The organism is Azospirillum brasilense (genome assembly GCF_008365405.1).
In the GTDB taxonomy this organism is placed as follows: Bacteria; Pseudomonadota; Alphaproteobacteria; order Azospirillales; family Azospirillaceae; genus Azospirillum; species Azospirillum brasilense_D.
Genome location: NZ_QOKV01000001.1, coordinates 427,272 through 451,423, shown reverse-complemented (window position 1 = coordinate 451,423; position 24,152 = coordinate 427,272). Strand labels below are relative to the sequence as shown.

Sequence of the window (24,152 nt, the reverse complement as noted above, 5' to 3'; positions counted from 1 at the left end):
GGCGATGGCCGTACGGCCGATGCCGAAAAGCCGGTCCTATGGCCGGAAACGGCGCTCAGGGGGTGAGCTTCGCAAGCTCGACCTGGGCGCGCAGGTCGATCTGGTCAAGAATCTCGGCCAACCGCGGATCGTCCACATGGACGCGGCGCGACTGCACCACCTTCACGAGGTCCATCAGCTTCTGCGCCGGAAGCGTGCCGGCGAGAAGCCCGTGCTGGATCTCCTCCAGCTTGTCGAGCATCTCCTCGGCGCGCATCTTGCCGCGCGACGCGCGGGCCGTGGCGTCGTCCACCTCCTGCAACGCCAGCACGCTGGCGATGCCGGCCAGCGGCGCCGCAGCATGGACGCCCTGCGCGGTGTTGGTCTCGCCGACGAGCTGCTTGGAAAAGGACGCACCGGACGAGCCTTCGGCCTTCCCCGTGCGCCGGACCGAGCTGCTGCCGCGAAGTTTTCCGGGGCCTTCGACTTTCATGTTCCGTGCAACCGGTTTCGGAAAAGCGCGATACTCTAGATGGAAGCACCTTAACATCCGGTCAAGGTTTGCCGCAATCGGGCAAAAATTGCCCCGCTTCCGTGACATAAAGTGGTCGGACAGGGTGCCAATTTCCGGCCTTTTCATCCGGCGCCGCCGCTTCCCCTTGGCGATCCCGCGCTTTGCCTAGCATCCGCGGTTCTGGCACGCCGTTTGTATAGGAAGGGACAGCCGTTGAGGAGTGTCCCCGCCATGACCGCCACCGCCCTGCCCCGTGCCGCCCTGCGTCCTGCGCCCCGCGCCGCCGTCCTGCTGCGCGCGGTCGCGATGCTGGCCGCGCTGGCCGCGGCGCTGCTCGCGCTGTCGGCGCCGGCCTCGGCCTCGTCGGCGCGGATCAAGGACGTGGTGGACGTCGAGGGCGTGCGCGACAACATGCTGATCGGCTACGGCTTGGTGGTCGGCCTGAACGGCACGGGCGACAGCCTCAACAACTCGCCCTTCACCGAGCAGAGCCTGGTCGGCATGCTCGAACGGATGGGCGTCAACACCCGCGGCACCAACCTGCGCACCAAGAACGTGGCGGCGGTGATGGTGACGGCGACCCTGCCGCCCTACTCCGCCCAGGGCACGCGCATCGACGCCACCGTGTCGGCGATGGGCGATTCGAAAAGCCTGCTCGGCGGCACGCTGCTCGTCACCCCGCTGCTGGGCGCCGACGGCGAGGTCTACGCCGTGGCCCAAGGGCCGATCGCCGTCTCCGGCTTCTCCGCCCAGGGCCAGGGGGCCAGCGTGACTCGCGGCGTCCCCACCTCGGGCCGCATTTCCTCGGGCGCCATCGTCGAGCGCGAGATCCAGTTCTCGCTGGCCGAGCTGCCGGTGCTGCGCCTGTCGCTGCGCAACCCGGACTTCACGACGGCCCAGCGCGTGGCCACCGCCATCAACATCCAGCTCCGCGGCAACCGCGCGCAGGCCACCGACCCCTCCTCGGTCCTGCTGAGCGTGCCGGAGGCGCGGCGCGGTGACATCGTCGGTCTGATCACGGAGATCGAGCAGCTCCGCGTCACCCCCGATCAGATCGCCCGCGTGGTGGTGGACGAGAAATCCGGCGTGATCGTGATGGGCGAGAACGTCCGGATCTCCACCGTCGCCATCGCCCAGGGCAACCTGACGATCCGCGTCACCGAGACGCCGCAGGTCAGCCAGCCCGGCCCCTTCAGCCAGGGCGAGACCGCCGTGGTGCCGCGCACCGACATCCAGGTGGACGACCAGTCCAACAACCGCCTCGCCGTGATGAATTCCGGGGTGACGCTCCAGGAGTTGGTACAATCCTTGAATGCGCTTGGCGTGGGCCCCCGGGACATGATCGCCATCCTTCAGTCGATCAAAGCCGCCGGAGCCCTGCAGGCGGAGATCGAGGTGATCTGATGGATACGACGCTTTCCCTTCCCGGCCTTCCGCCTCCGCGCCTGCCCGCGGCCGCCGAGCGCGTCCAGACCAGTGCGCAGGCCAGCTTCCGGACGGCGGTGCGGACCGATCTGGTCGACCCCAAAAGCGCGGAAAGCAAGGTGGACCCGGCGATCCGCGCCAAGCTCCGCCAGTCCGCGAACGAGTTCGAGAACGTCTTCGTCTCCCAGATGCTGGGTCACATGCTCGACGGGATCGAGGTGGACGAAACCTTCGGCGGCGGCCATGGCGAGGAGATGTTCCGCTCCATGCTGACCAACGAATACGGCAAGCAGGTGTCCCGCAGCGGCGGGTTCGGCATCGCCGATCAGGTTTACCGCGAGCTTCTGCGCGCACAGGAGGGCAACCATGGATAAGGTCGACGTCCGCTTCCCGCAGCCGTCCAAGGCTCCCGCCGCCAATCTCCCCAAGAACGCCGAGGAGCGCGCCGTCGCGCTGGTCGAGCTGATGAACCGGCTGAGCGCGCATCTGGCGCGCGAGACCGAGGCCGTGATGCGCCACTGCACCAGCGCGGAACTGGCCCGGCTGGGGCGCGAGAAGCAGCCGATGATGCTGGTCTACGAGGAGGTGTCGCGTCTGCTGCGCGTGGACCGCGAGGGCATGGCGGCCCTGCCCGACGAGGCCAAGGCCCAGCTGCGCGAGGCCACGCGCGGCCTGTACGAGGCGTCCGCCGCCAACGCCGACGCGCTTCGCCGGAACAGCACGGCGCAGAAGATCTTGGTCGACACCGTGGTCGGCGCCATCAACCGCGCCCGGCAGACCACCACCCCCGCCTACGGCACCGCCCCGGTTCCGCCCCGCGCGACCTACGTCACGCCGAGCCATGGGCCGTCCACGTCCGCAACCTTGAACACCCGGCTCTGACGCCTCCCCCGGCATCACCGAAATCCGCGACAAGGGCTGTCCGACCGGGCGGCCCTTCGGCGTTGCCGGGTCCGGCAAGAAGCGCCGGGCACCCGGCGGAAATTGCCGCCTTGCGGACGGAAGTGCCGGGCGTGGAATGGCGGTTGGACGCGCCGGCGCCGGCCTGAAACTGGCCCGTTAGTTGCTTCTGGATGGGGTGCACCTGTCCGCTTCGGGGAACCCCTTCCATGGCCATCCAAACGAACACCGCGCCCTCCGCGTTCGAAAGCCTGGTCAGGGGCCAGACCTCCTCCAGCCAGAACACGGCTCCGCGAAGCGACAAGTTCGCCTCGATGATGGACCGGCTGATCAGCGAGGCCTCCACCCGCAAGCGCGATCGAGCCCAAGCGGAGAGCGCGGCCCAGGATCGGCGCAACGCCGCGGCGAGCGCCGCTGATCAGGCCGCTGCCAATAGGGCCGCCGACCGCAAGGCGGCGGAGCGCAGCCCGCCGTCCCGCCCCGCCCCCATCCGCGCGGAGCCCGCAAAGCCACGCCAAGCCTCCGAAGCGACCAGCCAGGCCGAGGCCCGGACCGCTCGCCAGGACGAGGCCCAGCGCGCCGCCGAACGGAGGGACGCCCGCACATCCGACGCAGCCAAGGCCGGCGATTCCGCCCACGCGACGCGCACCGAACGGCGTGAGGCCGCTGCGGCGAACCACGCCGCGGCCAAGGACGCAAAGGCTGCCAGCGCCAAGACGGCGCAGGACGACTCCGCCGCCAAGCCGGCGCCCACCGATGCCGCCGCCCTGACCGACACCACGGAGGAGCTTCCGCCGGACCGGACCGATGGCGCGACGGGCGATGGCACCGCGCAGGACGGTGCCGGCGATCAGGCCGCGCAGGACGGCACCGGCGAGGCCGTGATCCTCGACCTGACCGTCACCGTGACCGAGACCACCGTGGAGCTGGTCACCGCCGACCAATCCGCCGCCCTGACCGATATGGAGGCCGCCCTGTCGCTGGCCGTCGCCCCGGTGGCCATCGGCACGCCGGATGACGAAGCCGACAAGAGCGATGACGCCGCCGCGGTCGGCGCGACCGAGGCGACGGCCGCGACTCCGGACGGTGCGGAAGCTCCTTTGGCCGCTGACACCGAAACCACCGAAGCGGCTTTGGCCACTGCCCTGGCAACCGCCGCCCCACAGCAGGATGGCAAGACCAAGACCGCCTCCGACGAATCCATGAAGGCCGCCGTTGCGGGCAAGCCGGTCCCGGAAGCACCTCAGGCGTCGGCGGACGCCATGCCGCCGCCGGTCGTCCCGGCGGGTAGTCCGCAGACCGAGATCCCCGCACCCCACGCCGAGGCCAAGGACGCCGCCGCCAAGGACAAGCCGGCGACGGCCGGCGACGCGCCGCCCTCCGGCGCCCTCCCCCTCGCCGACCTGCCGAACGACGACAGCGCGCCCCTGCCGCAGACCCTGACCGATCTCGCCGCGGCCAAAGCCAAGGGCGCGACCCGGACCGGAGCGGACGGCGATGCGGGAGCCAACGCCGGCAACCGCGGCACCCAGGACCCGAACGGCAACGCCGCCCTGACGCAGCCGCCGGCGCCCCAGGCACCGGTTGCCGACCCGGCAAAGCCTGCCGGGCAAAGCGCGTTCCTGACCGCTGCCGCCGCTGCGGCCGCCACGGATGCCGCCCCTCCGGCGGACGCCGCGCCGCATGCCACCACCCCCACACACCCGGTCTTCGCCGGGGTCGAGGGCGTGCACACGACGAGCGGCGTTGAGGCGGGGCTGACCACCGCCCAGCTTCGCCCGTCCCGCGGATCCGCCGGCCTGCCGATGGGCGTGCAGGATCAGGTGGCGGTCCACATCAGCAAGAACGTGTCGGACGGCAACGACCAGTTCACCATCAACCTGCGCCCCGCCGAGCTGGGCCGCATCGACATCAAGCTGGAGATCGGCCAGGACGGGCGCGTCACCGCGTCGGTCGCCGTGGAGAAGGCCCAAACCCTGGAACTGCTGCAGCGTGACAGCCGCAATCTGGAACGCGCCTTGCAAGACGCCGGACTGAAGGCGGACAGCAACAGCCTCAACTTCAGCCTGCGCGGTGACGGCGGCCAATCGTTCCACGACTCGGGACGGCAGGGCGGCTCCGGCCGGCGTGGCCGCGGCTTCGGCGGCGGCACGGGCGAGGTGGAGGATGCGCAGGCCGCCTACACCCTGACTCTGGCCCCGGGCCGCGTCGACATCCAGGCCTGATTCAGACCAGCCGCAGCCATTCCAGCGAAGGACCACGACCATGGCCACCACCAACACCGACTACGGCAGCAGCTGGAACCTGAACCAGACCAAGACGAAGACCGACACCACCACCAAGACCACCAAGACCGCCGACGAGCAGAAGCTCGACACCGCGGTGAAGGGGCTGGGCGACAACTTCGAGCACTTCCTGAAGCTGCTGACCACCCAGATGCAGAACCAGGACCCGCTGAAGCCCATGGACACGAACGACATGACCAAGCAGCTGGTCGACTTCGCGAACGTGGAGCAGAACATCGGGACCAACAGCCGGCTGGACAAGCTGCTGAAGCTGCAGAACGCCTCGACGAACTCGACCAATCTCGCCTATCTGGGCCGCACCGTCACCTTCGAGGGCGACAGCTTCGACTACACCCAGGGCATGACGGCGGCCCCGCTGGCCTATGAACTGGAAAAGTCCGCCAAATCGGTTCGCGTGGACATCCTGGACAGCAAGAACCGCGTCGTCCGGTCGATGACCGGCGAGACCGCCGCCGGCACCAAGCATGTCGTGAACTGGGACTTCAAGGACGACGGCGGCAACGCCGTCCAGCCGGGCCAGTACCGCCTGAACATCGCCCCGGTGTCCGAGAAGAAGGACGACATCATCAAGGCGACCCCCTTCACCTTCGGCACGGTCAGCGGCATCGGGTCCAACAAGGACGGCGAAACCGTGATGTCCGTGGGCAGCGTCGAGGTTCCGCTGTCCAAGCTCTCCAAAGTGTACTGAGGGCAGCCTCCGTACTCGCCTAAGCGTCTTCCGAAGGCGTGGTCAAAGGCATGATCGAAGGCATGGGCATGGGTCCGGATGGGCCCATACGCCATGCCTTCGACCATGCCTTTTATGCTTAAAACATTAACCCTATCGTTTAGGCTTTTGTTAAGCGGAGAAGGGGTAGGTTACCACCAAATCGTGGAATACATTGCTGATGGTGGAGCGTCCGCGCATGTCATCTCGCGAGCTTGAAATGAGCGACGATGGCTCCAGTGGAGCGTCGGTCATCGGTCCGGAAGGGCGGCCGATGACAGAAAATGATCTTCCCCCTCCGGACACCAAGCGCTGGGTCATGCGGCGCAAGGCGGAGGTCGTGGCCGGCGTGCGTTCGGGGCTGATCAGCCTCGAGGAGGCGTGCCGCCGCTACACCCTGTCCGTGGAGGAATTCCTGTCCTGGCAACGGCTGATCGACAGCCACGGCATGCGCGGTCTGCGCGCCACGCGGCTGCAGGACTACCGCGGGAACCAGCCGCCGCCGTCCGTGCGCAGCCGCATGGCCAGCACCGCCGCCGAATAAGCGACTCCCGCTCGCCGTCAGACCGGAACAGACCGCCGCAGGCCCACCCTGCGGCGTCGTTGTTTTGTGTCCCGGCTGCTTTGCAATTTTTACGTGGCAGGTATCGCTATCGTTCCCGCTCCGCAGAGGTTAACCCTAAGCGACGAGGCAACCGGCCACGGGAGTCCACCGACCGATGCGCTATCTCGACGACCTGACTCCCGGTGACCGCTTCACCGGCGGCCCCGTGACCGTGACGGAGGAGGACATCGTCGCTTTCGCGCGCCAGTTCGACCCGCAACCCTTCCATCTCGATCCCGCGGCGGCGCGGGACAGCGTCTTCGGCGGGCTGGCGGCGAGCGGCTGGCACACCGCCGGGCTGACGATGCGGATGATCGTCACGGGCGACGGCGCGCTCGCCGGCGGCTTCGTCGGGATGGGGGTGGAGGACATCCGATGGCCAAAGCCCACCCGCCCCGGCGACGTCCTGCGCATCGAAAGTGAGATTCTGGAGGTCCGTGTGTCGGCCAAGCGCCCCGACCGCGGCATCGCCCGCGTGCGCACCACCACCATCAACCAGGACGGCGATACCGTGCAGCAGATGACCGCGAACCTGCTCGTCCCCCGCCGCCCCGGCGCCGATCCGGAATGACGGCGCAAGCGAATCCCCAAACGCACAAAGGGCCGCCCAAGGGCAGCCCTTTTGTGTGCGTCGCTGTCGTGCCGATGTCAGGGAATGGTGGGCGCACAAGGACTCGAACCTTGGACCCGCTGATTAAGAGTCAGCTGCTCTACCAACTGAGCTATGCGCCCATTCCCATCCAGGCGTCGAAGCGCCCGGCGGCGTGAAAGGGGTCCTGGGAGTGATCCCTTTCGATCCGGAAGTGATGGTGGGCGCACAAGGACTCGAACCTTGGACCCGCTGATTAAGAGTCAGCTGCTCTACCAACTGAGCTATGCGCCCATCACGTCTCGTTCACACCGGCACCGGAGCCTTCGTCTCTGCGTCAGGGGATGCCTGAGCGTATCGACTAGGGTTCCTGTCCGGCCAAGCCGTCGTCCCGGCCGGTGTGGCGCGGTTTATAACGAAGGGTCCGAGGCTTGTCGATACCAAAATGGATAGGGTCGCATTTTTTTGACAAGGCTCGTTCCGGCTTCGCACATACCCTTCTCATCCGCCTTCGGGCGCGCCCTTCTGGCCGCCTTCTTTGACAGCCGGCCAAGGCCGGCGCTATCACCCTTCCCCAGCGGACGAAGGGAGTGGAGACGATGCAGGGCTGGACCGAGGGCTACGTGGGCGGGATCGGCTACATCCACGCCTTCTACCGAGAACTGTCGCCGGCGCTGCTGTCCTTTGCGCTGACCCTGCGCGGCTGGCGCCCCCCGATGGACCTCGCCGGATCCTTCGCCTGCGCGGAGATCGGCTGCGGCCATGGGGTGAGCAGCGCCGTCCTGGCCAGCTGCCATCCCGACGCCCGGTTCGAGGCGGTGGACTTCAACCCCGGCCACATCGCCGGCGCCCAGCGCCTCGCCGCCGAGGCCGGGCTGGGCAACGTCGCCTTCCTGGAGGAGAGCTTCGCCGAGTACGCGCAAGGTGGGTCCAAGGATCTGGACATCGTGACGCTGCACGGCGTCTGGTCCTGGGTCAGCGCGGAAAACCGGGCGATCTTGGTGGAGACGCTGAAGCGGCGGCTGAAGCCCGGCGGGTTGGTCTTCGTCAGCTACAACACCCTGCCCGGCACGCTCGCCTATATGCCGCTGCGCCGCGTCCTGGTCGAGCATTGCGCCGACCGCACCGGCCCGCTGCCGGAGCGGATCGAGGAAGCCGTGGCTTTCGCCAGCCGCCTGACCGCCCTCAACGCCGGCTGGCTCGCCCAGGCCGACGCGCTGCCGGCGCGGCTGGACTCGCTGAAGCGCAAGTCGCCCAACTACATCGCCCATGAATATCTGAACCGCGACTGGACGGCCTTCTACCACGCCGACGTGGCGCGGGAGCTGGCGGCGGCCAAGCTGGACTTCGCCGGCCCCGCCGTCCCGATGGAGCAGATGGACGAGCTGTCCCTGCCGCCGGACGCCCTGCCCCTGCTGGCCGAGGCGCGCGACCCGGCCTACCGCGAGACCTTGCGCGACCTGCTGACCAACCGCGCCTTCCGCCGCGACCTGTTCGTGAAAGGTGCCGAGCGGTTGACCGCGGCGGAGCGGCGGGAGCGGCTGCGCGCCACCCGCTTCGCCCTTCTGGTGCCGCCCGACGATTTGCCGGAAGTCGTGCTGGCCCCGGTCGGGCGCGTTCCCCTGCCGCAAGACCTGCACGGCCCGCTGGCCGAGGCGCTGGCCGCCGGCACGCCCACACTGGCCGAGTTGTCCGCCCTCCCCGCCCTGGCCCACCACGGCGAGGCGGCGGTGCTGCGTGCGCTGATGATCCTGACCAGCTTGGCGCTGGTGTCGCCCGCCCTGCCCGAGGCTGGTCAGGCGGCGCGTGCGCTTCAGGCCGACCGCTTCAACGCCGCCATCCTGGAACGCAACCGCCGCGACGACACGCTGGACACGCTGGCGTCGCCCGTCCTCGGCTCCGGCGTCGCGGTGTCGCGGCTGGAGGGCTTGTTCCTGGTGGCGCAACGCAACGGCACCGACCCCGCGGCGACCGCCTGGGAAGCGCTGTCGGCCGATGGGCTCGCCCTGTCGCGCGACGGCGCCCGGCTCGACGGGGAAGAGGCGAACATGGCGGAGCTGCGCGCCCGGTTCGACCGCTTCACCCGCCTGCGCCTGCCAACGCTGCGCCGCCTCGGCGTGGCGTGACCGGGCGCCGCCGCGTCAGGTCCGGAACCAGTCGAGACAACCGGTCGGCAGCAGTGTGTTGCTGACCAGCAGGGCCCCGTACCGGTAAAGTGTCGTCGGATTGCCCTTCTCACCCAGGTCGATGGCCCAGAGCTGGCCGGAGGGGTCCTGCCAGACCGTCCGCCCGTCCACCGCCGCTACGGCAGCGAACACGTCCGGCGCCGTCGTGCCGGGCTTGAACAGCACCATCACCGTGCTCACGCCCGGCGGCGGCAGAGCGGCGACCGGCCCGGCGATCAGAACCGCCAGCGTCAGGGCGACCGGCGCGGCGCGGCCACCGCCATCCGCTCCCCCGCCGCTCCGCAGCCGCCAGCCCGCCGCGACAACGGCGACGCCGAAGACGACGAACCACAGCAGGTCCCAGAGCAGCGGGTTCGCCGAGTCCATGCGGATGCGGTGGATGCCGAGAATCCAATGGGACAGGACACCGTCGAGGATGTGCCAGACGCCGAAGCCGATCAGGGCGTTGGCGAAGAGGAGACGATCCGCCCCTGGCTCGGCGAAGCGGCGCCGGCTCCGCCACAGCAGCCACAGGCCGCCCGCCGCGATGAGGTACATCGCCGCGTGGAACAGGCCGTCCGCCAGGATCTGGACGCGGATGTCCTGAACGGCGGAGGACTCGACCGCCGATAGCAGGTGATGCCATTGCAGAACCTGATGCAGCAGGATTCCGTCGAAAAAGCCGCCGAGCGCGAAACCCAGCAGGTATCCCGCCCAGGGAAGCCCCGCTGCCGCCCGTGCCGGTGAAGGAAGATGCGCCGCGTCTGTGGACATGGCTCGACAACCGCCGCAAGCGCGGACGGGTTCCGGCCACGGCGTCCGAAGGGCGGAGGGCTTTCTAGCCGCCGACCAGCCCGGCCTCGTCCGCCGCACGGTCGAACTGGAGCGCCGCGAGGCGGGCGTAGAGGCCGCCCTCACGGACGAGGTCGGCGTGGCGCCCGGTGGCGACGACGCGCCCCTGCTCCATCACCACGATCCGGTCGGCGTTCAGGACGGTCGCCAGCCGGTGGGCGATGATGATCGTGGTGCGCCGGGTCATCAGCTTGTCCAGCGCGTCCTGCACCATGCGCTCGCTTTCCGCGTCGAGCGCGCTGGTCGCCTCGTCGAGCAGCAGCACCGGCGGGTCGCGCAGGATGGCCCGCGCGATGGACAGGCGCTGACGCTGCCCACCGGACAGGCGCACGCCCTTCTCGCCGAGGAAGGTGTCCAGCCCTTCCGGCAAGGCCTGCAGGAACTCCAGCGCGTGGGCGGCCTCGGCGGCGGCGAGCACCTCCGCGTCGCTGGCGTCCGGACGCCCGTAGCGGATGTTCTCCCAGGCGTTGGCGGAGAAGACCACCGGGTCCTGCGCCACGAGGCCGAGCCGCCGCCGCACCTCCACCGGGTCGGCGTCGCGGACGTCCACCCCGTCCAGGGCGACCGCCCCGGCCTGCGGGTCGTAGAAGCGCAGCAGAAGCTGGAACACCGTGGATTTGCCGGAGCCCGACGGGCCGACCAGGGCCACCGTTTCCCCCGGCTCGATCTCCAGCGAGAAATCCTTCAGCGCCGCCCAGTCCGGGCGCGACGGGTAGTGAAACCGCACATCGCGGAAGGACAGCGCCCCCTGGGCCGGGTCCGGCAGGGCGCGCGGGTTGGCCGGGGCGCGGATCTCCGGCTCGGTGTCCAGCAGGTCGAACAGCCGTTCCGTGGCGCCGGCGGCGCGCTGGAGGTCGCCGGCCACCTCGCTGATCGCCCCGACCGAACCGGCGACAACCACCGAGTAGATGACGAAGGCCGAGAGCTGCCCCACCGTCAGCCGCCCGGCCAGCACGTCGTGCCCGCCGATCCACAGGATCAGGCCGACCGAACCGAACACCAGCACGATGACGATCATCGTCATGATGGCGCGCACCGTCACCCGCCGCCGGGCGGTGGCGAAGGCGTCCTCGACCCGCCCGCCGAACAGGCTGCGGTCAATGGCCTCGTGCGTGTAGGCCTGCATGGTGCGGATGGCGCCCAGCGTCTCCTCGACGAAGGAGCCGAGGTCGGCGATTTTGTCCTGGCTGGCCCGCGACAGGGCACGCACCCGCCGCCCCAGGATGATGATCGGCAGGATGACCACCGGCACGCCCAGGAACACCAGTCCGGCCAGCTTCGGCGAGGTCACCAGCAGCATCGCCGTGCCGCCCACGAACATCAGCGTGTTGCGCAGCGCGATGGAGACGGAGGAGCCGACCACGGTCTGAAGCACCTCGGTGTCGGTGGTCAGGCGCGTCAGGATCTCGCCGGTCTTGGTGGTCTCGAAGAAGCCGGGAGAGAGCTTCACCACGTGGTTGTAGACGGCGCGGCGGATGTCGGCCACCACCCGCTCGCCGATCCAACTCACCAGATAGAAGCGCCCGAAGGTCGAGGCGGCCATCAGCACGATGACCACCAGCAGGACGAGGAGCGCCCGGTCGAGCAGCGCCGAGTCACCCGCGACGAAGCCCTGGTCCACCAGGACGCGCATCCCCTGCCCCAGCCCCAGGACGGTCCCGGCGGCCACGGTCAGGGCCAGCATGGCACCCAGGATCTGCAGCCGATACGGCCACAGAAAGGGAAACAGCCGGCGCAGCGGCGACAGGTTGCGGCGCGATGCGGCAGAGGGCGCCCCTTCGGACACCGGATGGGATTTCGACGAATGACGGGACACCGAGGCTCCCCAGCGGCAGGACGGGCGGCAGGACGATGTGCAGACGGTGCACGGGGGCAAGCTCGGCATATAGCAAGGGGGAGGCCTATGAACAAGGTATGGTGTGGCCGCCGGATCAAACCGCGGCGGCACGAAGACACAGTGAACCGGCCAGCGCCACCCCGCTCCGGAAGCGCTCCAGTTCTCTGTGCATCCGTGTCCTCGTGGTGAATGATGGGGCGGCACAGCAAAGCGGCGGTGGTTCGGGAACACCCGCCATTCCGGCGCAGGAACGCGGTTGCATCATGCCGCATGCTTTGCTATAGACCGCGCTCGCTTTGCAGGAACCCCGGCCATGAAGACTGATATCCATCCCGACTACCACGAGATCAACGTGGTGATGACCGACGGCAGCACGTTCAAGACCCGCTCCACGATGGGCAAGCCGGGCGATACGCTGCGCCTCGACATCGACCCGAAGTCGCACCCGGCTTGGACCGGCGTGCAGAAGCTGCTGGACACGGGCGGCCAGATCGCCAAGTTCAACAAGCGCTTCGCGAGCTTCGGCCTGAAGAAGTAACCTTCTTCGTCCGCAAAACGAAAAGGGGCGTCCGGTTCGCCGGGCGCCCTTTTCGCGTTTGCGGCTTCTGTTTGCGGTTTGTCGGGAAGCCGGCCGTCAGCCGGCCATCGCCACCGCGTCGCGGGCGCGCTCGTCCAGCCGGGCGACGCGCATGTAGAGCCGGTGGCTGCGCTCCAGAAGGCTGCGCAGACCGTCCGGAAGCTGCTCGTTGTCCGGGCCGGAGGGATCGGTGCAGATGTCCCCGCCCGACAGGGCGAAATCGTCGCTCGCCGCCTGCTCGCGGGTCATCTCCCCGGCATGGACGGCCTTCTGCGCCAGCAGCCAGGCCATGACCTGGGTCAGCCGGCTGGTCACCCGCATCGATTCGTACGAGATCTGAAGCCGGACATGGGGCGGCAGCGCCCGGTGGCTGGCGGCGTCATGATAGGCGATGTAATTGCGCGCCTCGATCAGCAGCGCCATCGTCTCATCATAAGTCCCGTTGAAGAAGGTCGGTGTTTCCATCACGGCCGTACCCCTCCCGCGGCCGGATGGCCCGATTCCGAGCCTCGGCGCAACTGATTAACAATCGATGAGTGGCTATGGACCCCCGCCGTCCGCCCTATGGACGGCAGCGGCGCGGCCCGGCGATTTTCAAAAAGCGCCCTCTTGAACGCTGAGGGCACTCGCTTATCTGTCGCGGTGTCGGCGGACGCCCAGTTGGGGTTCGCCGGAACCGCAAGCCGGGGGACCGACGATGATCGTGGTCCCCGATCGCTGTATCGCTCTTTCGGAGGATATGTCATGCGCTCCTACGACCTTTCGCCGCTGTTCCGTTCGACCGTCGGGTTCGACCGCCTCTCGCGTCTCCTGGAGAACGCGATGACCGGCGACGAGGCCGCCGCGTCCTACCCGCCCTACAACATCGAGAAGACGGGCGACGACGCTTACCGGATCACCATGGCCGTCGCCGGCTTTGGCCCGGAGGACCTGGAGATCACCGCTCAGCAGAACTCTCTGGTGGTCACAGGGAAAGCTAAGAAGGAACAGGAGACCGGCCAATTCCTCTACCGGGGTATTGCCGGCCGCGCTTTCGAGCGCCGCTTTCAGCTTGCCGACTTCATCAAGGTGGGCAACGCCAATCTGCTGAACGGGCTGCTCCACATCGATCTGGTGCGCGAGGTGCCGGAAACGATGAAGCCGCGGACCATTCAGATCGGCACCAACGGCACGGCGAAGCCCGCGCTGACCCAGCAGGCCGCGTAACCGCAAGGCACTGCACACATCCACACGGCGTCCCGGGAAACCGGGGCGCCGTTCTTGCGTTCTTCGGAAGTCGCTGCCGCCCTCGTCACGCCTCGCCCTTGATCCGGCTCGGCGGCAAGGCCACGGTCACGGCGGTCCCCTTCCCCGGCGCACTATCGATGCGCAATGTCCCGCCATGCGCCTCGACCAGCCGCTTCGAGATGGACAGGCCGAGCCCCATTCCCTCGTAGCGCCGCGCCATGGACTGATCGACCTGGACGAAGGGGGTCATCGCCTTCGGCAGATCCTCCGCCGCGATGCCGATTCCGGTGTCCGTCACCGACAGTTCCAGCCCACCGTCGCCCCCCCGCCGGACGCGGATGGCGGCGGGTTCACCGGGATTGGAGAATTTCACGGCGTTCGACAACAGATTCACCAGCACCTGCCGCAGGCGCAGCGCGTCGCCGAACAGCGTCGGCAGGCCATCCTCCAGGTCGATGCGAATCGGCACGCCGCGTTTGCCCGATTGGATGGCGACGAGATTCAGCGCCTCCCCCACCAGTGCGGACGGATCGACGGGAGTTTCGTTCAGCCGCAGCCCTCCGGCCTCGATGGTCGTGATGTCCAGGATGTCGTCGATGATCGCCAGCAGATGTTCGCCCGACTGGCGGATCGAGCCGGCGTAGTCGATGTAGCGGTCCACCTCCCCCGCGCCCAGCAGTCGCATCTCGATCACCTGGGCGAACCCGATGACCGCGTTCAGCGGGGTGCGCAACTCATGGCTCATGATCTGGAGGAAGGTCGACTTGGTGCGGTCCGCCGACTCGGCCGCTTCCTTGGCGGCGATCAGGTCGCTTTCGGTCCGCTTGCGCGCGGTGATGTCGCGGATGATGCCGGTGAAGACGCGCCGCCCGCCCGTCTCGACCGCGCTGACCGAAACCTCGATGGGAAAGCGGTTGCCGTCGCCGCCCCGCACCGCCACGGCCTCCCGCACGGCCCCGGCCCCATGAGCTTCGCCGCCGGGCTGGTAAACGGCCAACCCGCCATCCTGAAGCAGCGCGCCGATGTCCGGGATCAGCCGGTCGATCCGGCTCCACAGCATGTCGGCCGCCGTAATGCCGAACATCGCCTCCGCCGCCGGGTTGAAGCTGTGGACAATGCCCTCCCCATCCATGGTGACGATGGCATCGGCTGCGGCATCCACGATGGCGTTGGTCCGGGCCTCCGCCATCAGCAGGGCGTCGGCGGTCCGCACATATTCGGTCATGTCGGTCAGCGTGCCGACACAGCCCATCACCCGCCCATCCATGTCGCTCAGCGGCGAGCCCTGGCACAGGGCGAAGGTGACCGTGCCATCGGCCCCGCAAAACCGAAGATTCAGCAGAACCGGCCGACCCGACGCCACGGCCTGCGCCCAATCCGCCTCCAACCGGGATCGGTCGTCCGGATGCAGCGACGTGCGCCAGGCATGGCCGGACAGCGCATCGGGAGACAGCCCGGCGATGGCGGCGAAGCGCGGGTTGGCGAAGACGATACCGCCGTCGCGGTCCGTCTGGAAAATGCCGACCGGGGCCGAGCGGGCCAGCGTCTGGTAGAGCGTTTCGCTCGCCCGCAGTCGTTGTTCGGCCTCCACCCGGTCGGTCACGTCACGGGCGTGGATGACGATACCCTGGACGTGGGGGTCGTCCAGCCCGTTTTGCACCGTCATCTCCATGTGACGCCAGCCACCGGCCGCGTGGCGCAGCCGGCAGGGGAACGGGCGACCGGCTTCGGTGCATGCCCCATGGCCGCACAAGGCGAAACGCCGGGCAACGTCGTCCCGGTCGTCCGGATGGACGCAATCCAGGACGAGCGTCCCCAGCAGCGCCTCCGGCGGCGATCCCAGCACGCGAGGCGACGCGGCTCCCACATCGGCGAACCGACCGTCCGACGACATCACGGCGACGACATCGCCGGCGTTCGCCATCAGCGCATGAACATACCGCTCAAGACTCCGCACAGAACACCATTCCGCATCGCCGCTCCAACACAGAACAGTAAGACGTCAATCCGTTAACGATTCATGACGCCATTCCAATCAACGAAGAAACAACAGGCTCAGCGCGCAGAGAACTGCGCTGCAATGGCATCTGTGGTTGCGTCTGGCGCTTCCGTCATAACCATATGGCCTATACCGGACAGCATGATAACTTCGGAATGCCTAACCTTGGCGGAGAGAGCCTTGCCGGATTTTGCCGGAGTCATACGGTCGGCTCCGCCCAGCAGGAACAGCGCCGGGCAGGACACCGCCGCCGCCGCCTCAGCGCCGCGGACGTAGGCGTTGCAAGCGCCCAAATCGACGCCCAGCACGCCGGGGCGGGCCCGCTGCATCAATCGCCGCCCGCCGGGGAGCAGCGACAGTCCGGGCGCCGCCGCGCCGCCGACATGCCCGCGCGGCCCATGCCCCCAGCCGATGACCAGTTCGATGGCAGACGGGTCGTTCAGCGCCGCGGCGGCCAGAAGATCCGGATGAACCGGCATCGTCTCCGCCACGCCCAGCAGGGCCAGCGACTCGACTCGGTTTTCGTGCCGCGCCGCGGCTTCCAAGGCCACCAGGGCACCCATGGAATGGCCGGCAAGCGCCGCCTTCGCCACACCCACTGCGTCCAGCAGAGCTACGATCCAGTCCGCCAGTTCATCGATGGAGGGCAGCGGCGCCCCGCCGGACCGGCCATGGCCCGGCAGATCCACCGCCAGGACCGACCGCCCGTGATGGGCGAGGTAGCGGCTTTGCAGACTCCACACCGTGTGGTCCATGCCGGCGCCGTGAATCAGCACCAACGCCGGCCGGGCCGGATCGAAAGGCCGCCCGCCGGTGTGGGCGTAGACGGTTTGGCCGTTGACGGTCAGGTCCATGGCAGCCTCCTCACGCCTTGGTGGCGGCGCGCAGCGCCTGGCGCAGATCGTCGATCAGGTCGTCGCAATCCTCCAGCCCGATGGACAGGCGGATCATGTCCTCCCCCACCCCGGCGGCTGCGAGCGCCTCGGCGTCGAGTTGGGCGTGGGTGGTGCTGGCGGGGTGGATGACCAGCGACTTGGCGTCGCCGACGTTGGCGAGGTGGGAGAACAGCGCCAGCTTCTCGATGAAGCGCCGCCCGGCTGCCCGCCCGCCTTTGATGCCGAAGGAGATGATCGAGCCGGCGCCGTGCGGCAGGAGCTGGGCGCGCAGCCGGTGGTCGGGATGATCGGGCAGTTCCGGATGGGTGACCCAGGCGACGCTGCCGTTCTCCGCGTAGGCCTCCGATTCGAGGAAGCCCAGCACCTTGCGGGTGTTGTGGATGTGGCCCTTCATGCGCAGCGGGAGGGTTTCCACGCCCTGGAGGATCTGGAACGCGTTCATCGGGCTCATGCAGGCGCCGAAGTCGCGCAGGCCCTCGGCGCGGGCGCGCATGATGAAGGCCGCCGGCCCATACTCCTCCGCGAAGTCGATGCCGTGATAGCCGGCGTAGGGCTCGGTCAGGGTCGGAAACTTGCCGGACACCTCCCAGTCGAAGGTGCCGCCGTCGATCACCGCCCCGCCGATGGCGACGCCGTGCCCGGCCAGCCACTTGGTGCAGGAATGCATGACCAGATCGGCGCCGAAACTCAACGGCTTGCACAGGTAGGGCGTGACGAAGGTCGCATCGACCATCAGCGGCAAGCCAGCGTCATGCGCGATGGCGGACAGGCGGGGGATGTCGAGCACCTCCAGCCCCGGATTGCCCAGCACCTCGCCGAACAGCAGCCGAGTCTCCGGCCGGATGGCCGCACGGAAGCCGTCGAGGTCGCGCGGATTCACGAAGGTCGTGGTGATGCCGAATCGCGGCAGCGTGTAGGCCAGCAGGTTGCGGCTGCCGCCGTAGATCGACGAGGAGGCGACGATGTGCCCGCCGGCGTCCATCAGCGTCATGATGGCGAGCGTCAGCGCCGCTTGGCCGCTGGCCGTGCAGATCGCGCCGACACCGCCGTCCAGAGCCGCCAGCCGCTCCTCCAGCACCGCCACTGTGGGGTTGGAGATGCGGGAATAGATGTGCCCCGGCCGTTCCAGGTTGAACAGCGAGGCGGCGTGGTCGGTGTCGTCGAAGACGTAGGACGTGGATTGGTAGATCGGCACCGCCCGCGCCCCGGTGGCCGGGTCGGGCCGCTGGCCGGCGTGCAGGCTCAGCGTGTCGAACTTGAGGAACTTGGCGTCGGCCATTCCCTTCCCCCTGAAAAAGGTAAGGGCCGCCCGTGGTGCGAGCGGCCCTCTGCTGCTTCGTTTTTTGCCTGCCCTGCTCAACTCGGTGAGCTGATTTGCGGCGAGGGTATGGCTGGATGACGCAAAGGTCAAGTAGTGGCTTTCCGAAAGTTGCCATGGATTTCGAAGCAACTCTTCGAAGCAAATCACTCCACCCCAACCATCGTCTCCTCGGCCAGCCAATCGACCACTTGGGCCAGGGCTTCCCAGCCGGTGGCGCCCTGCTCCAACGCCTCGCGGTAGATGGCGACCTGACGGTGGGCGCTGGTGCCGCGGCGGATGATGTCGCGGGCGTTGGCGACCTCGGCCACGCAATCGAATCGCTCCGCGTCCTCGCGGGTCAGCTCGATCAACTCCTCCATCAGGTCGGCGTAGGGAACGATGGTGCCGCGCCCGAAATCGACCAGCCCCTCGTCGAGGCCGTAGCGTTGGGCCCGCCAGCGGTTCTCGCCGATCAGCAGGTTCTTGTAGGGCCGCCACGTCACGTTCTTCGACCGGAGCCGCCACAGCATGCGCAGCAGGCAGCGGAACAGCGCCGCCACCGTCACCGCGTCGTCGAGGCGGGTGCAGACGTCGGTGATCCGCATCTCCAGCGTCGGGAAGCGCTGGGACGGGCGGATGTCCCACCACAGCTTGCTCGCGTCCTCGATGATCCCGGCGTTGACCAGCACGTTCACCTGCTGCTGGTACTCGCCGAAGCTCTGGAAGCTGTCGGGCATGCCGGTGCGCGGCAGCTCGTTCCACACCGCCAGCCGGTAGGATCTCCGCTGCATGTCCTGCCCCCGCCAGAAGGGCGAGGAGGTGGACAGCGCCAGCAGATGCGGCAGGAAGTATCGGACCTGGTTCATCAGGTCGATGCGCAGGTCGTCGTCCTCGATCCCGACATGGACGTGCATGCCGCAGATCATCAGCCGCCGTGCCGGCGCCCCCAGGTCACGGGCGAGCATGTTGTAGCGGTCGCGGTTGGTGTGCTTCTGCGGCTCCCATGCCGCGAAGGGATGGGTGGAGGCCGCGATGGGCGCCAGGTTGTGGGCGCGCGCCACCCCGGCCACCGTGGCGCGCAGCCGGGCCAACTCGGCCCGCGCGTCCGCCAGGGTGGAGCAGACCGGCGTGCCGACCTCGATCTGGCAGCGCAGGAATTCCGGGTGGATCTGGCCCGGCGCCTGCTCCTGGCACGCCTCCAGCATCTCGTCCGGCGGGTTGCGCGCGATGTCCCGCGAGCTGCGGTCCACCAGCAGATACTCTTCCTCAAGCCCCAGCGTGAAGGCCGGCTCCATGAACGCTCACTCCCGCGGGAACAGTTTGATCTGGTAGAGATTGGGGTCGGCGAGGATCGGCTCCAGCGCGTCGCCCAGCACCGTGGCCCACAGCTCCGCCCCCTCGGCCGTGGCGATCAGGTCCTGGCGCACCTCGACCAGGACGTTGGGCAGCCCGGCGGGGGTCGCGTGGCTTTCCACCGTGCCGCCCAGGGTGGTCCGGCCCGAGTAGGGCTCGTTGTCGCCGACGCACCAGCGCCCGTCGGCGCGCAGCCGCGCGATCATCGGGATCGGGATGCGCGGGTCGTGGTCCCACAGGATGCCGACATGCCAGGGCCGGGCGACGCCGCGCATGGCGGGCGTGAAGCTGTGGATCGACAGCAGCACCGGCACCTGCCCGCGCTCCCGACGCCGGGCGACCTCGGCGGCGACGGCCTTGTGATAGGGCCGGAAGATGGCGTTGACCCGGCGCTCCTCCTCCGCCCGGTCCAGGGCCCGGTTGCCGGGAATTACCACGTCGTCGCTGACCACCGGGATCGCCGTGGGATCGTCCAGCGCGCGGTTCGGGTCGATCACCAGCCGGGAATAGCCGGACAGCACCGCCGCCGCGCCGAACCGCTCCGACAGCCGCCGTGTCACCTCCGCCGCGCCGATGTCGTAGGCGATGTGCCGACACAGGTTCGCCTCGTCCAACCCCAGCGTCCCCAGCGCCTTCGGAATGGCCCGCGCGGCGTGGTCGCACAGCAGCAGGACCGGGCTGTCCGACTCCGGGCGCAGCACGGTGACCGGCGGCGGGTCGTCAGGACCCAGCAGCGGCGCGGCGGGCGCCGCACGGGGCGGCGACGGCAGGGTCACCGGTCGGGGGTGTTCGGCGGGCTTGCAGGGGGATCGCTGCGTCATGATGGCACAGTATTGCAGGGTCTCGGTCGCAGCGGAAGTTCCCGCCGGCTGGTTCCCAAGGCAACGGCCCGGCGGCGCGGATGATCCCAACGGAGCGGCAATGTCCCACAGTTCGGGCCTTCCGCAGATGAGCCATGCGGCAGGCGCCCGTGGCGCCCAGTGGGTGCGTCCGTTATAACGGACGCCATGCCGGACGCCAGCACCCTCGCCCCCGCCGCGCGCGCCGACTCGGCGCAGCGGATCGCGCTGATCGCCCTTCTGACCGGGGCGCTGGGGATTGCCTTCGCCCCGATCTTCGTGCGCCTCTCCGAACTGGGGCCGAGCGCCACCGCCTTCTGGCGGCTCGCCTTCGCCATCCCCGCTCTGTGGGTCTGGATGGCGGTGGAGCCGAAGGGGGGCGCGCGGTCGCGCAAGCCTTCGTCGCTGTCCGACTACGCCCGGCTGACCGCGGCGGGCCTGTTCTTCGCCGGCGACCTCGCCATCTGGCACTGGTCGATTCGCTACACCTCCGTCGCCAACTCCACGCTGCTCGCGAACTTCGCGCCGATCTTCGTGACGTTGGTGTCCTGGCTGGTGTTCAAGGAGCGGTTCAGCCGGACCTTCCTGACGGGGCTCGGGCTGGCGCTGTGCGGCGCCGTCGTGCTGATGGGGCAGAGCCTGAAGCTGAGCCCGGACCACCTGTTCGGCGACGCCCTTGGGCTGCTGACCGCGGTCTTCTACGGCGGCTACATCCTGGCGGTGGGGCGGCTGCGGGCGGAGTTCTCCACGGCCACCATCATGACCTGGAGCGGGGTCGTCACCGGCCTCGCCCTGCTGCCCATCGCCCTGCTGTCGGGGGAGAGCCTGATCGCCGGATCGCTCGGTGGCTGGGCCGTGCTGCTGGGGCTCGCCCTGGTCAGCCATGCCGGTGGCCAGAGCCTGATCGCCTATGCGCTGGCCCATCTGCCCGCCGCCTTTTCCTCCGTCAGCCTGCTGCTTCAGCCGGCGGCGGCGGCGGTGCTCGCCTGGGCGCTGCTCGCCGAGCCGCTCGGCATTCTCCAGGCAATGGGCGGCGCCGTGGTGTTGGCCGGCATCCTGATGGCCCGCCGCGGGAGTCGATGAAACGCCGCCGGTGACGCCGGCCATACGCCGCCGTCCGGATGCGAGTTGACGTGATTTACCCGACTCGGGTACGACCTATGACCGATTGCTGATGAAAGGGCATGCCACCGTGTCCGACACCGAAGAACCCCACCACGTACCGGCCTCCTCTCAGCGCATTTCCGAATGGGTGGCGGAGCGGATTCTCGAACGGATCGCCCGCGGCGAACTCGTTCCGGGAGAGCGCCTGCCCGGCGAGCGCCAGCTTGCGGAGCAGCTCCACGTCAGCCGGGTGTCGGTGCGCGCGGCCCTGCAAAAGTTGAAGACGCAGGGCTTCCTGACCGCCGTCCAGGGCGGCGGCACGCGTGTGGTGTCCTCCGCGGGCGCCATGGACGGCGCACTGACCGAGATGGTCCGCGTGAAGCACGCCAACCTCTGCGACCTCGTGGAGATCCGGCAGGCCCTGGAAAGCTGGGCGGCCCGGCGCGCCACCGAACGCGCGACCCAGGAGCAGATCGACCACATCGGGCGGGTCCTCGCCGCGATGGGCGAGACGGGCCGCGACGGCAAGCAGGCCGCTGACGATATGGACTTTCACCTCGCCGTCGCCCAGGCGGCCGGGAGCCCGGTCTATCTGCACCTGCTGGCGACCATCCGCGACATCCTCGGCCAAATGATGGAGTATCACCACACCGAGCCCTTCGCGCTGGGCCGCGAGGCGCTGATGATCGACCATCACCGCGCCATCTACGACGCCATCAGGCGCCGCGACGCCGATGCCGCCGCCATTGCGGCCACGGATCACCTCGGCTGGGTGCTCGACCGTTACAACGATCTGAGCCGGAAGGCGGAAGACCTCTCGCGCCCCGACACCGACGCCGCTCCGTAAAGAGGGGCGGCGCCTTTGGGGAGGAGGACCACCCTCCCCGCCTCAGCGTCACAGCATAGAAAAAGCCGCAAGGATCCGAAGATCCTCGCGGCTTTTCTTTTCAGTCGATCACGACGATCCTGGTCAGGCGGCCAGGATGCCCTCGATCTGTTTCGTCACGTCGTCGATCTCGGCCATGCCGTCCACCGTCTTCAGAACGCCTCGGCTCTGATAGTAGGGCAGGATCGGCGCGGTCTGCTCGTGATACTGGGCGAGGCGGGTCTTCACCGTGTCCGCGTTGTCGTCGGCCCGGCGCTTGAAATCCGTGCTGCCGCAGACATCGCAGACGCCATCGACCTTCGGCTTCTCGAAGACGTCGTGGTAGCCCTTGCCGCACTTGGCGCAGGTGTAACGACCGGTGATGCGCTCCACCAGGATGTCGTCCACGACCTTCATCTCGATCACGTGATCGAGCTTCAGCCCCTTGTCCGACAGCATGGTGTCCAGCGCCTCGGCCTGGGCGACCGTGCGCGGGAAACCATCGAGGATGAAGCCGTTGGCGACATCCGGCTTGGAAATGCGCTCAGCGATGATTTTGACCATCAGCTCGTCCGGCATCAATTTGCCGGCGGACATGATGTCCTTCGCCTGCTGCCCAAGCGGACCACCCTCGGCGACCATCGCGCGGAGCATATCGCCCGTCGAAAGCTGGACGAGTCCGCGCGTGTCTTCGAGACGCCGCGCCTGGGTCCCCTTCCCGGCGCCCGGCGGTCCGAGCAGAATGAGATTCATTACTTTCTCCCCCGAAGCTTCGCTTTTTTAATCAGCCCCTCATACTGGTGGGCCAGCAGATGGGAATGAATCTGCGCGACCGTGTCCATCGTCACCGTGACCACGATCAGCAGGCTGGTGCCGCCAAAATAGAACGGAACCGAATGCTGGGAAATCAGGATTTCGGGGAGGAGACAAACCGCCACAAGGTAGGCCGAACCGATCACCGTCAACCGGGTCAGCACGTAGTCGATGTAGTCCGCGGTGTTCTTGCCCGGACGGATGCCGGGAATGAAGCCGCCATACTTGCGCAGGTTCTCGGCCGTGTCCGCCGGGTTGAAGACGATGGCCGTATAGAAGAAGCAGAAGAAGATGATCAGCGCGGAATACAGGATCATGTAGAGCGGCGTGCCGTGCGCCAGATAGCGCGTGACGGTCTGCAGCCACTCCGGACCCTCGCCGCCGGCGAAGCCGACCGCGGTCAGCGGCAGCAGCAGCAGCGACGACGCGAAGATCGGCGGGATGACGCCCGAGGTGTTCAGCTTCAGCGGCAGGTGCGACGCTTCGCCGCCGAACACGCGGTTGCCCATCTGCCGCTTCGGATACTGGATCAGCAGACGGCGCTGCGCGCGCTCCATGAACACGATGAAGAACACGACGCCCACCGCCATCAGCAGCAGGAAGACGATGAACAGCGTGGACAGCGCGCCGGTGCGGCCCAGCTCCAGCGTGCTGACCAGAGCGCGCGGCAGCTCGGCGACGATGCCGGCGAAGATGATGAGGGAGATGCCGTTGCCGATGCCGCGGGCGGTGATCTGCTCGCCCAGCCACATCAGGAACATCGTGCCGCCGACCAGGGTGATGACCGTGGCGATCTTGAAGAACAGCCCCGGTTCGGGAACCGCGGCGCCGGATGCGCCGGTCATCGCCTCGAGCCCCACCGCCAAGCCCCAGGCCTGCACGGTCGCCAGCAGCACCGTGCCGTAGCGGGTGTACTGGTTCAGCTTCTTGCGGCCCGATTCGCCCTCCTTCTTCAGCGCTTCCATCTGCGGCGACACCGCGGTCAGGAGCTGCACGATGATGGAGGCCGAAATGTACGGCATGATGTTGAGCGCGAAGATCGTCATGCGGTGCAGCGCGCCGCCGGCCAGCATGTCGAACATGCCGAGGATGCCCCCGCCCTGCTGCCGGAAAATATCGGCCAGGATCTGCGGGTTGACGCCCGGAATCGGGATGTAGGTGCCCAGGCGGTAGATGATCAAGGCACCAAGGGTGAACCAGATCCGCTTCTTCAGCTCGGTCGCCTTGGAGAAGGCCCCGAAATTAATGTTCGCGGCAAGCTGCTCGGCCGCTGATGCCATGGGTCGTATCCCTGTCCCTAAT

The 24,152-nt window shown here is 68.3% G+C and carries 23 protein-coding genes and 2 tRNA genes; 12 read left to right on the top strand and 13 right to left on the bottom strand.

Annotated features, from left to right (window positions below; translation table 11 throughout):
* Window positions 1–55 precede the first annotated feature (55 nt).
* Window positions 56–472, bottom strand: coding sequence for a flagellar assembly protein FliX (locus DS837_RS02165; RefSeq protein WP_145626369.1), 417 nt, complete (start codon window positions 470–472; stop codon window positions 56–58).
* A 252-nt stretch (window positions 473–724) separates the two neighbouring features.
* Between DS837_RS02165 and DS837_RS02160 the strand changes: the two genes are divergently transcribed.
* The 7 genes from DS837_RS02160 (at window position 725) to DS837_RS02130 (ending at window position 7,005) form a co-directional block, all read left to right on the top strand.
* Entirely contained in the window at window positions 725–1,897 is a 1,173-nt protein-coding gene (locus tag DS837_RS02160; RefSeq protein ID WP_149163214.1) for a flagellar basal body P-ring protein FlgI, read from the top strand.
* Entirely contained in the window at window positions 1,897–2,292 is a 396-nt protein-coding gene (locus DS837_RS02155; RefSeq protein WP_149163213.1) for a rod-binding protein, read from the top strand. Before DS837_RS02160 ends, DS837_RS02155 begins: the two co-directional genes overlap by 1 nt.
* Window positions 2,285–2,800, top strand: coding sequence for a flagellar basal-body protein (locus DS837_RS02150; RefSeq protein WP_149163212.1), 516 nt, complete (start codon window positions 2,285–2,287; stop codon window positions 2,798–2,800). Before DS837_RS02155 ends, DS837_RS02150 begins: the two co-directional genes overlap by 8 nt.
* Window positions 2,801–3,027: 227 nt before the next feature.
* On the top strand, window positions 3,028–5,043 hold the full coding sequence (locus DS837_RS02145; protein WP_149163211.1) for a flagellar hook-length control protein FliK: 2,016 nt from the start codon (window positions 3,028–3,030) through the stop codon (window positions 5,041–5,043).
* 40 nt (window positions 5,044–5,083) lie between these two features.
* Complete coding sequence (locus tag DS837_RS02140; protein WP_149163210.1) at window positions 5,084–5,812, top strand: flagellar hook assembly protein FlgD; 729 nt, start codon at window positions 5,084–5,086, stop codon at window positions 5,810–5,812.
* 199 nt (window positions 5,813–6,011) lie between these two features.
* Window positions 6,012–6,374 carry a CtrA inhibitor SciP gene (gene sciP / locus DS837_RS02135; RefSeq protein ID WP_425599232.1) on the top strand — a complete coding sequence of 121 codons (363 nt, stop codon included), beginning with the start codon at window positions 6,012–6,014 and terminating at the stop codon, window positions 6,372–6,374.
* 175 nt (window positions 6,375–6,549) lie between these two features.
* The gene (locus DS837_RS02130; RefSeq protein ID WP_149163208.1) at window positions 6,550–7,005 is read left to right on the top strand and encodes a MaoC family dehydratase; all 456 of its coding nucleotides are present in this window, start codon (window positions 6,550–6,552) and stop codon (window positions 7,003–7,005) included.
* 85 nt (window positions 7,006–7,090) lie between these two features.
* On the opposite strand, the gene DS837_RS02125 is transcribed toward DS837_RS02130, so the two are convergent.
* Window positions 7,091–7,166 (bottom strand) — tRNA-Lys (locus DS837_RS02125).
* A gap of 75 nt (window positions 7,167–7,241) precedes the next feature.
* Window positions 7,242–7,317: transfer RNA gene (locus DS837_RS02120), tRNA-Lys, on the bottom strand.
* 305 nt (window positions 7,318–7,622) lie between these two features.
* On the opposite strand from DS837_RS02120, the gene DS837_RS02115 reads away from it, so the two are divergent.
* On the top strand, window positions 7,623–9,149 hold the full coding sequence (locus DS837_RS02115) for a methyltransferase regulatory domain-containing protein (protein ID WP_149163207.1): 1,527 nt from the start codon (window positions 7,623–7,625) through the stop codon (window positions 9,147–9,149).
* Between the two features lie 15 nt (window positions 9,150–9,164).
* Here DS837_RS02115 and DS837_RS02110 read toward each other — a convergent pair whose 3' ends face one another.
* Together DS837_RS02110 and DS837_RS02105 are read right to left on the bottom strand one after the other, a co-directional pair.
* A complete protein-coding gene (locus tag DS837_RS02110; RefSeq protein WP_149163206.1) occupies window positions 9,165–9,962 on the bottom strand; it encodes a DUF2243 domain-containing protein in 798 nt (265 codons plus the stop codon).
* A 64-nt stretch (window positions 9,963–10,026) separates the two neighbouring features.
* Entirely contained in the window at window positions 10,027–11,856 is a 1,830-nt protein-coding gene (locus DS837_RS02105) for an ABC transporter transmembrane domain-containing protein (RefSeq protein ID WP_247889725.1), read from the bottom strand.
* Window positions 11,857–12,190: 334 nt separating this feature from the next.
* Here DS837_RS02105 and rpmE point away from each other — a divergent pair, with 334 nt between their 5' ends.
* Window positions 12,191–12,415: a 50S ribosomal protein L31 gene (rpmE, locus tag DS837_RS02100; RefSeq protein WP_014241009.1), complete on the top strand. Its 225-nt coding sequence runs from the start codon at window positions 12,191–12,193 to the stop codon at window positions 12,413–12,415.
* 96 nt (window positions 12,416–12,511) lie between these two features.
* On the opposite strand, the gene DS837_RS02095 is transcribed toward rpmE, so the two are convergent.
* The gene (locus DS837_RS02095) at window positions 12,512–12,919 is read right to left on the bottom strand and encodes a DUF1465 family protein (RefSeq protein WP_145626361.1); all 408 of its coding nucleotides are present in this window, start codon (window positions 12,917–12,919) and stop codon (window positions 12,512–12,514) included.
* A gap of 279 nt (window positions 12,920–13,198) precedes the next feature.
* Here DS837_RS02095 and DS837_RS02090 point away from each other — a divergent pair, with 279 nt between their 5' ends.
* Window positions 13,199–13,660, top strand: coding sequence for an Hsp20 family protein (locus DS837_RS02090; RefSeq protein ID WP_038526830.1), 462 nt, complete (start codon window positions 13,199–13,201; stop codon window positions 13,658–13,660).
* An 85-nt stretch (window positions 13,661–13,745) separates the two neighbouring features.
* On the opposite strand, the gene DS837_RS02085 is transcribed toward DS837_RS02090, so the two are convergent.
* The 5 genes from DS837_RS02085 to DS837_RS02065 form a co-directional block, all read right to left on the bottom strand.
* Window positions 13,746–15,638 (bottom strand): PAS domain-containing sensor histidine kinase, encoded by a 1,893-nt coding sequence (locus DS837_RS02085; protein WP_282187553.1) that lies wholly within the window; start codon window positions 15,636–15,638, stop codon window positions 13,746–13,748.
* A gap of 98 nt (window positions 15,639–15,736) precedes the next feature.
* On the bottom strand, window positions 15,737–16,534 hold the full coding sequence (locus DS837_RS02080) for an alpha/beta fold hydrolase (protein WP_149163203.1): 798 nt from the start codon (window positions 16,532–16,534) through the stop codon (window positions 15,737–15,739).
* Window positions 16,535–16,544: 10 nt separating this feature from the next.
* The gene (locus tag DS837_RS02075; RefSeq protein WP_149163202.1) at window positions 16,545–17,855 is read right to left on the bottom strand and encodes an O-acetylhomoserine aminocarboxypropyltransferase; all 1,311 of its coding nucleotides are present in this window, start codon (window positions 17,853–17,855) and stop codon (window positions 16,545–16,547) included.
* 185 nt (window positions 17,856–18,040) lie between these two features.
* On the bottom strand, window positions 18,041–19,171 hold the full coding sequence (locus DS837_RS02070) for a carboxylate-amine ligase (RefSeq protein ID WP_149163201.1): 1,131 nt from the start codon (window positions 19,169–19,171) through the stop codon (window positions 18,041–18,043).
* Window positions 19,172–19,177: 6 nt separating this feature from the next.
* Window positions 19,178–20,050, bottom strand: a complete 873-nt coding sequence (locus tag DS837_RS02065) for an N-formylglutamate amidohydrolase (protein WP_149163200.1) — start codon at window positions 20,048–20,050, stop codon at window positions 19,178–19,180.
* 186 nt (window positions 20,051–20,236) lie between these two features.
* Here DS837_RS02065 and DS837_RS02060 point away from each other — a divergent pair, with 186 nt between their 5' ends.
* A complete protein-coding gene (locus DS837_RS02060) occupies window positions 20,237–21,151 on the top strand; it encodes a DMT family transporter (RefSeq protein ID WP_149163199.1) in 915 nt (304 codons plus the stop codon).
* 109 nt (window positions 21,152–21,260) lie between these two features.
* Window positions 21,261–22,019, top strand: coding sequence for a FadR/GntR family transcriptional regulator (locus tag DS837_RS02055; RefSeq protein ID WP_247889724.1), 759 nt, complete (start codon window positions 21,261–21,263; stop codon window positions 22,017–22,019).
* A 123-nt stretch (window positions 22,020–22,142) separates the two neighbouring features.
* Here DS837_RS02055 and DS837_RS02050 read toward each other — a convergent pair whose 3' ends face one another.
* Window positions 22,143–22,790 (bottom strand): adenylate kinase, encoded by a 648-nt coding sequence (locus DS837_RS02050; RefSeq protein WP_149163197.1) that lies wholly within the window; start codon window positions 22,788–22,790, stop codon window positions 22,143–22,145.
* Window positions 22,790–24,130 (bottom strand): preprotein translocase subunit SecY, encoded by a 1,341-nt coding sequence (secY, locus tag DS837_RS02045; protein ID WP_014241020.1) that lies wholly within the window; start codon window positions 24,128–24,130, stop codon window positions 22,790–22,792. Before secY ends, DS837_RS02050 begins: the two co-directional genes overlap by 1 nt.
* Between the last annotated feature and the right edge of the window lie 22 nt (window positions 24,131–24,152).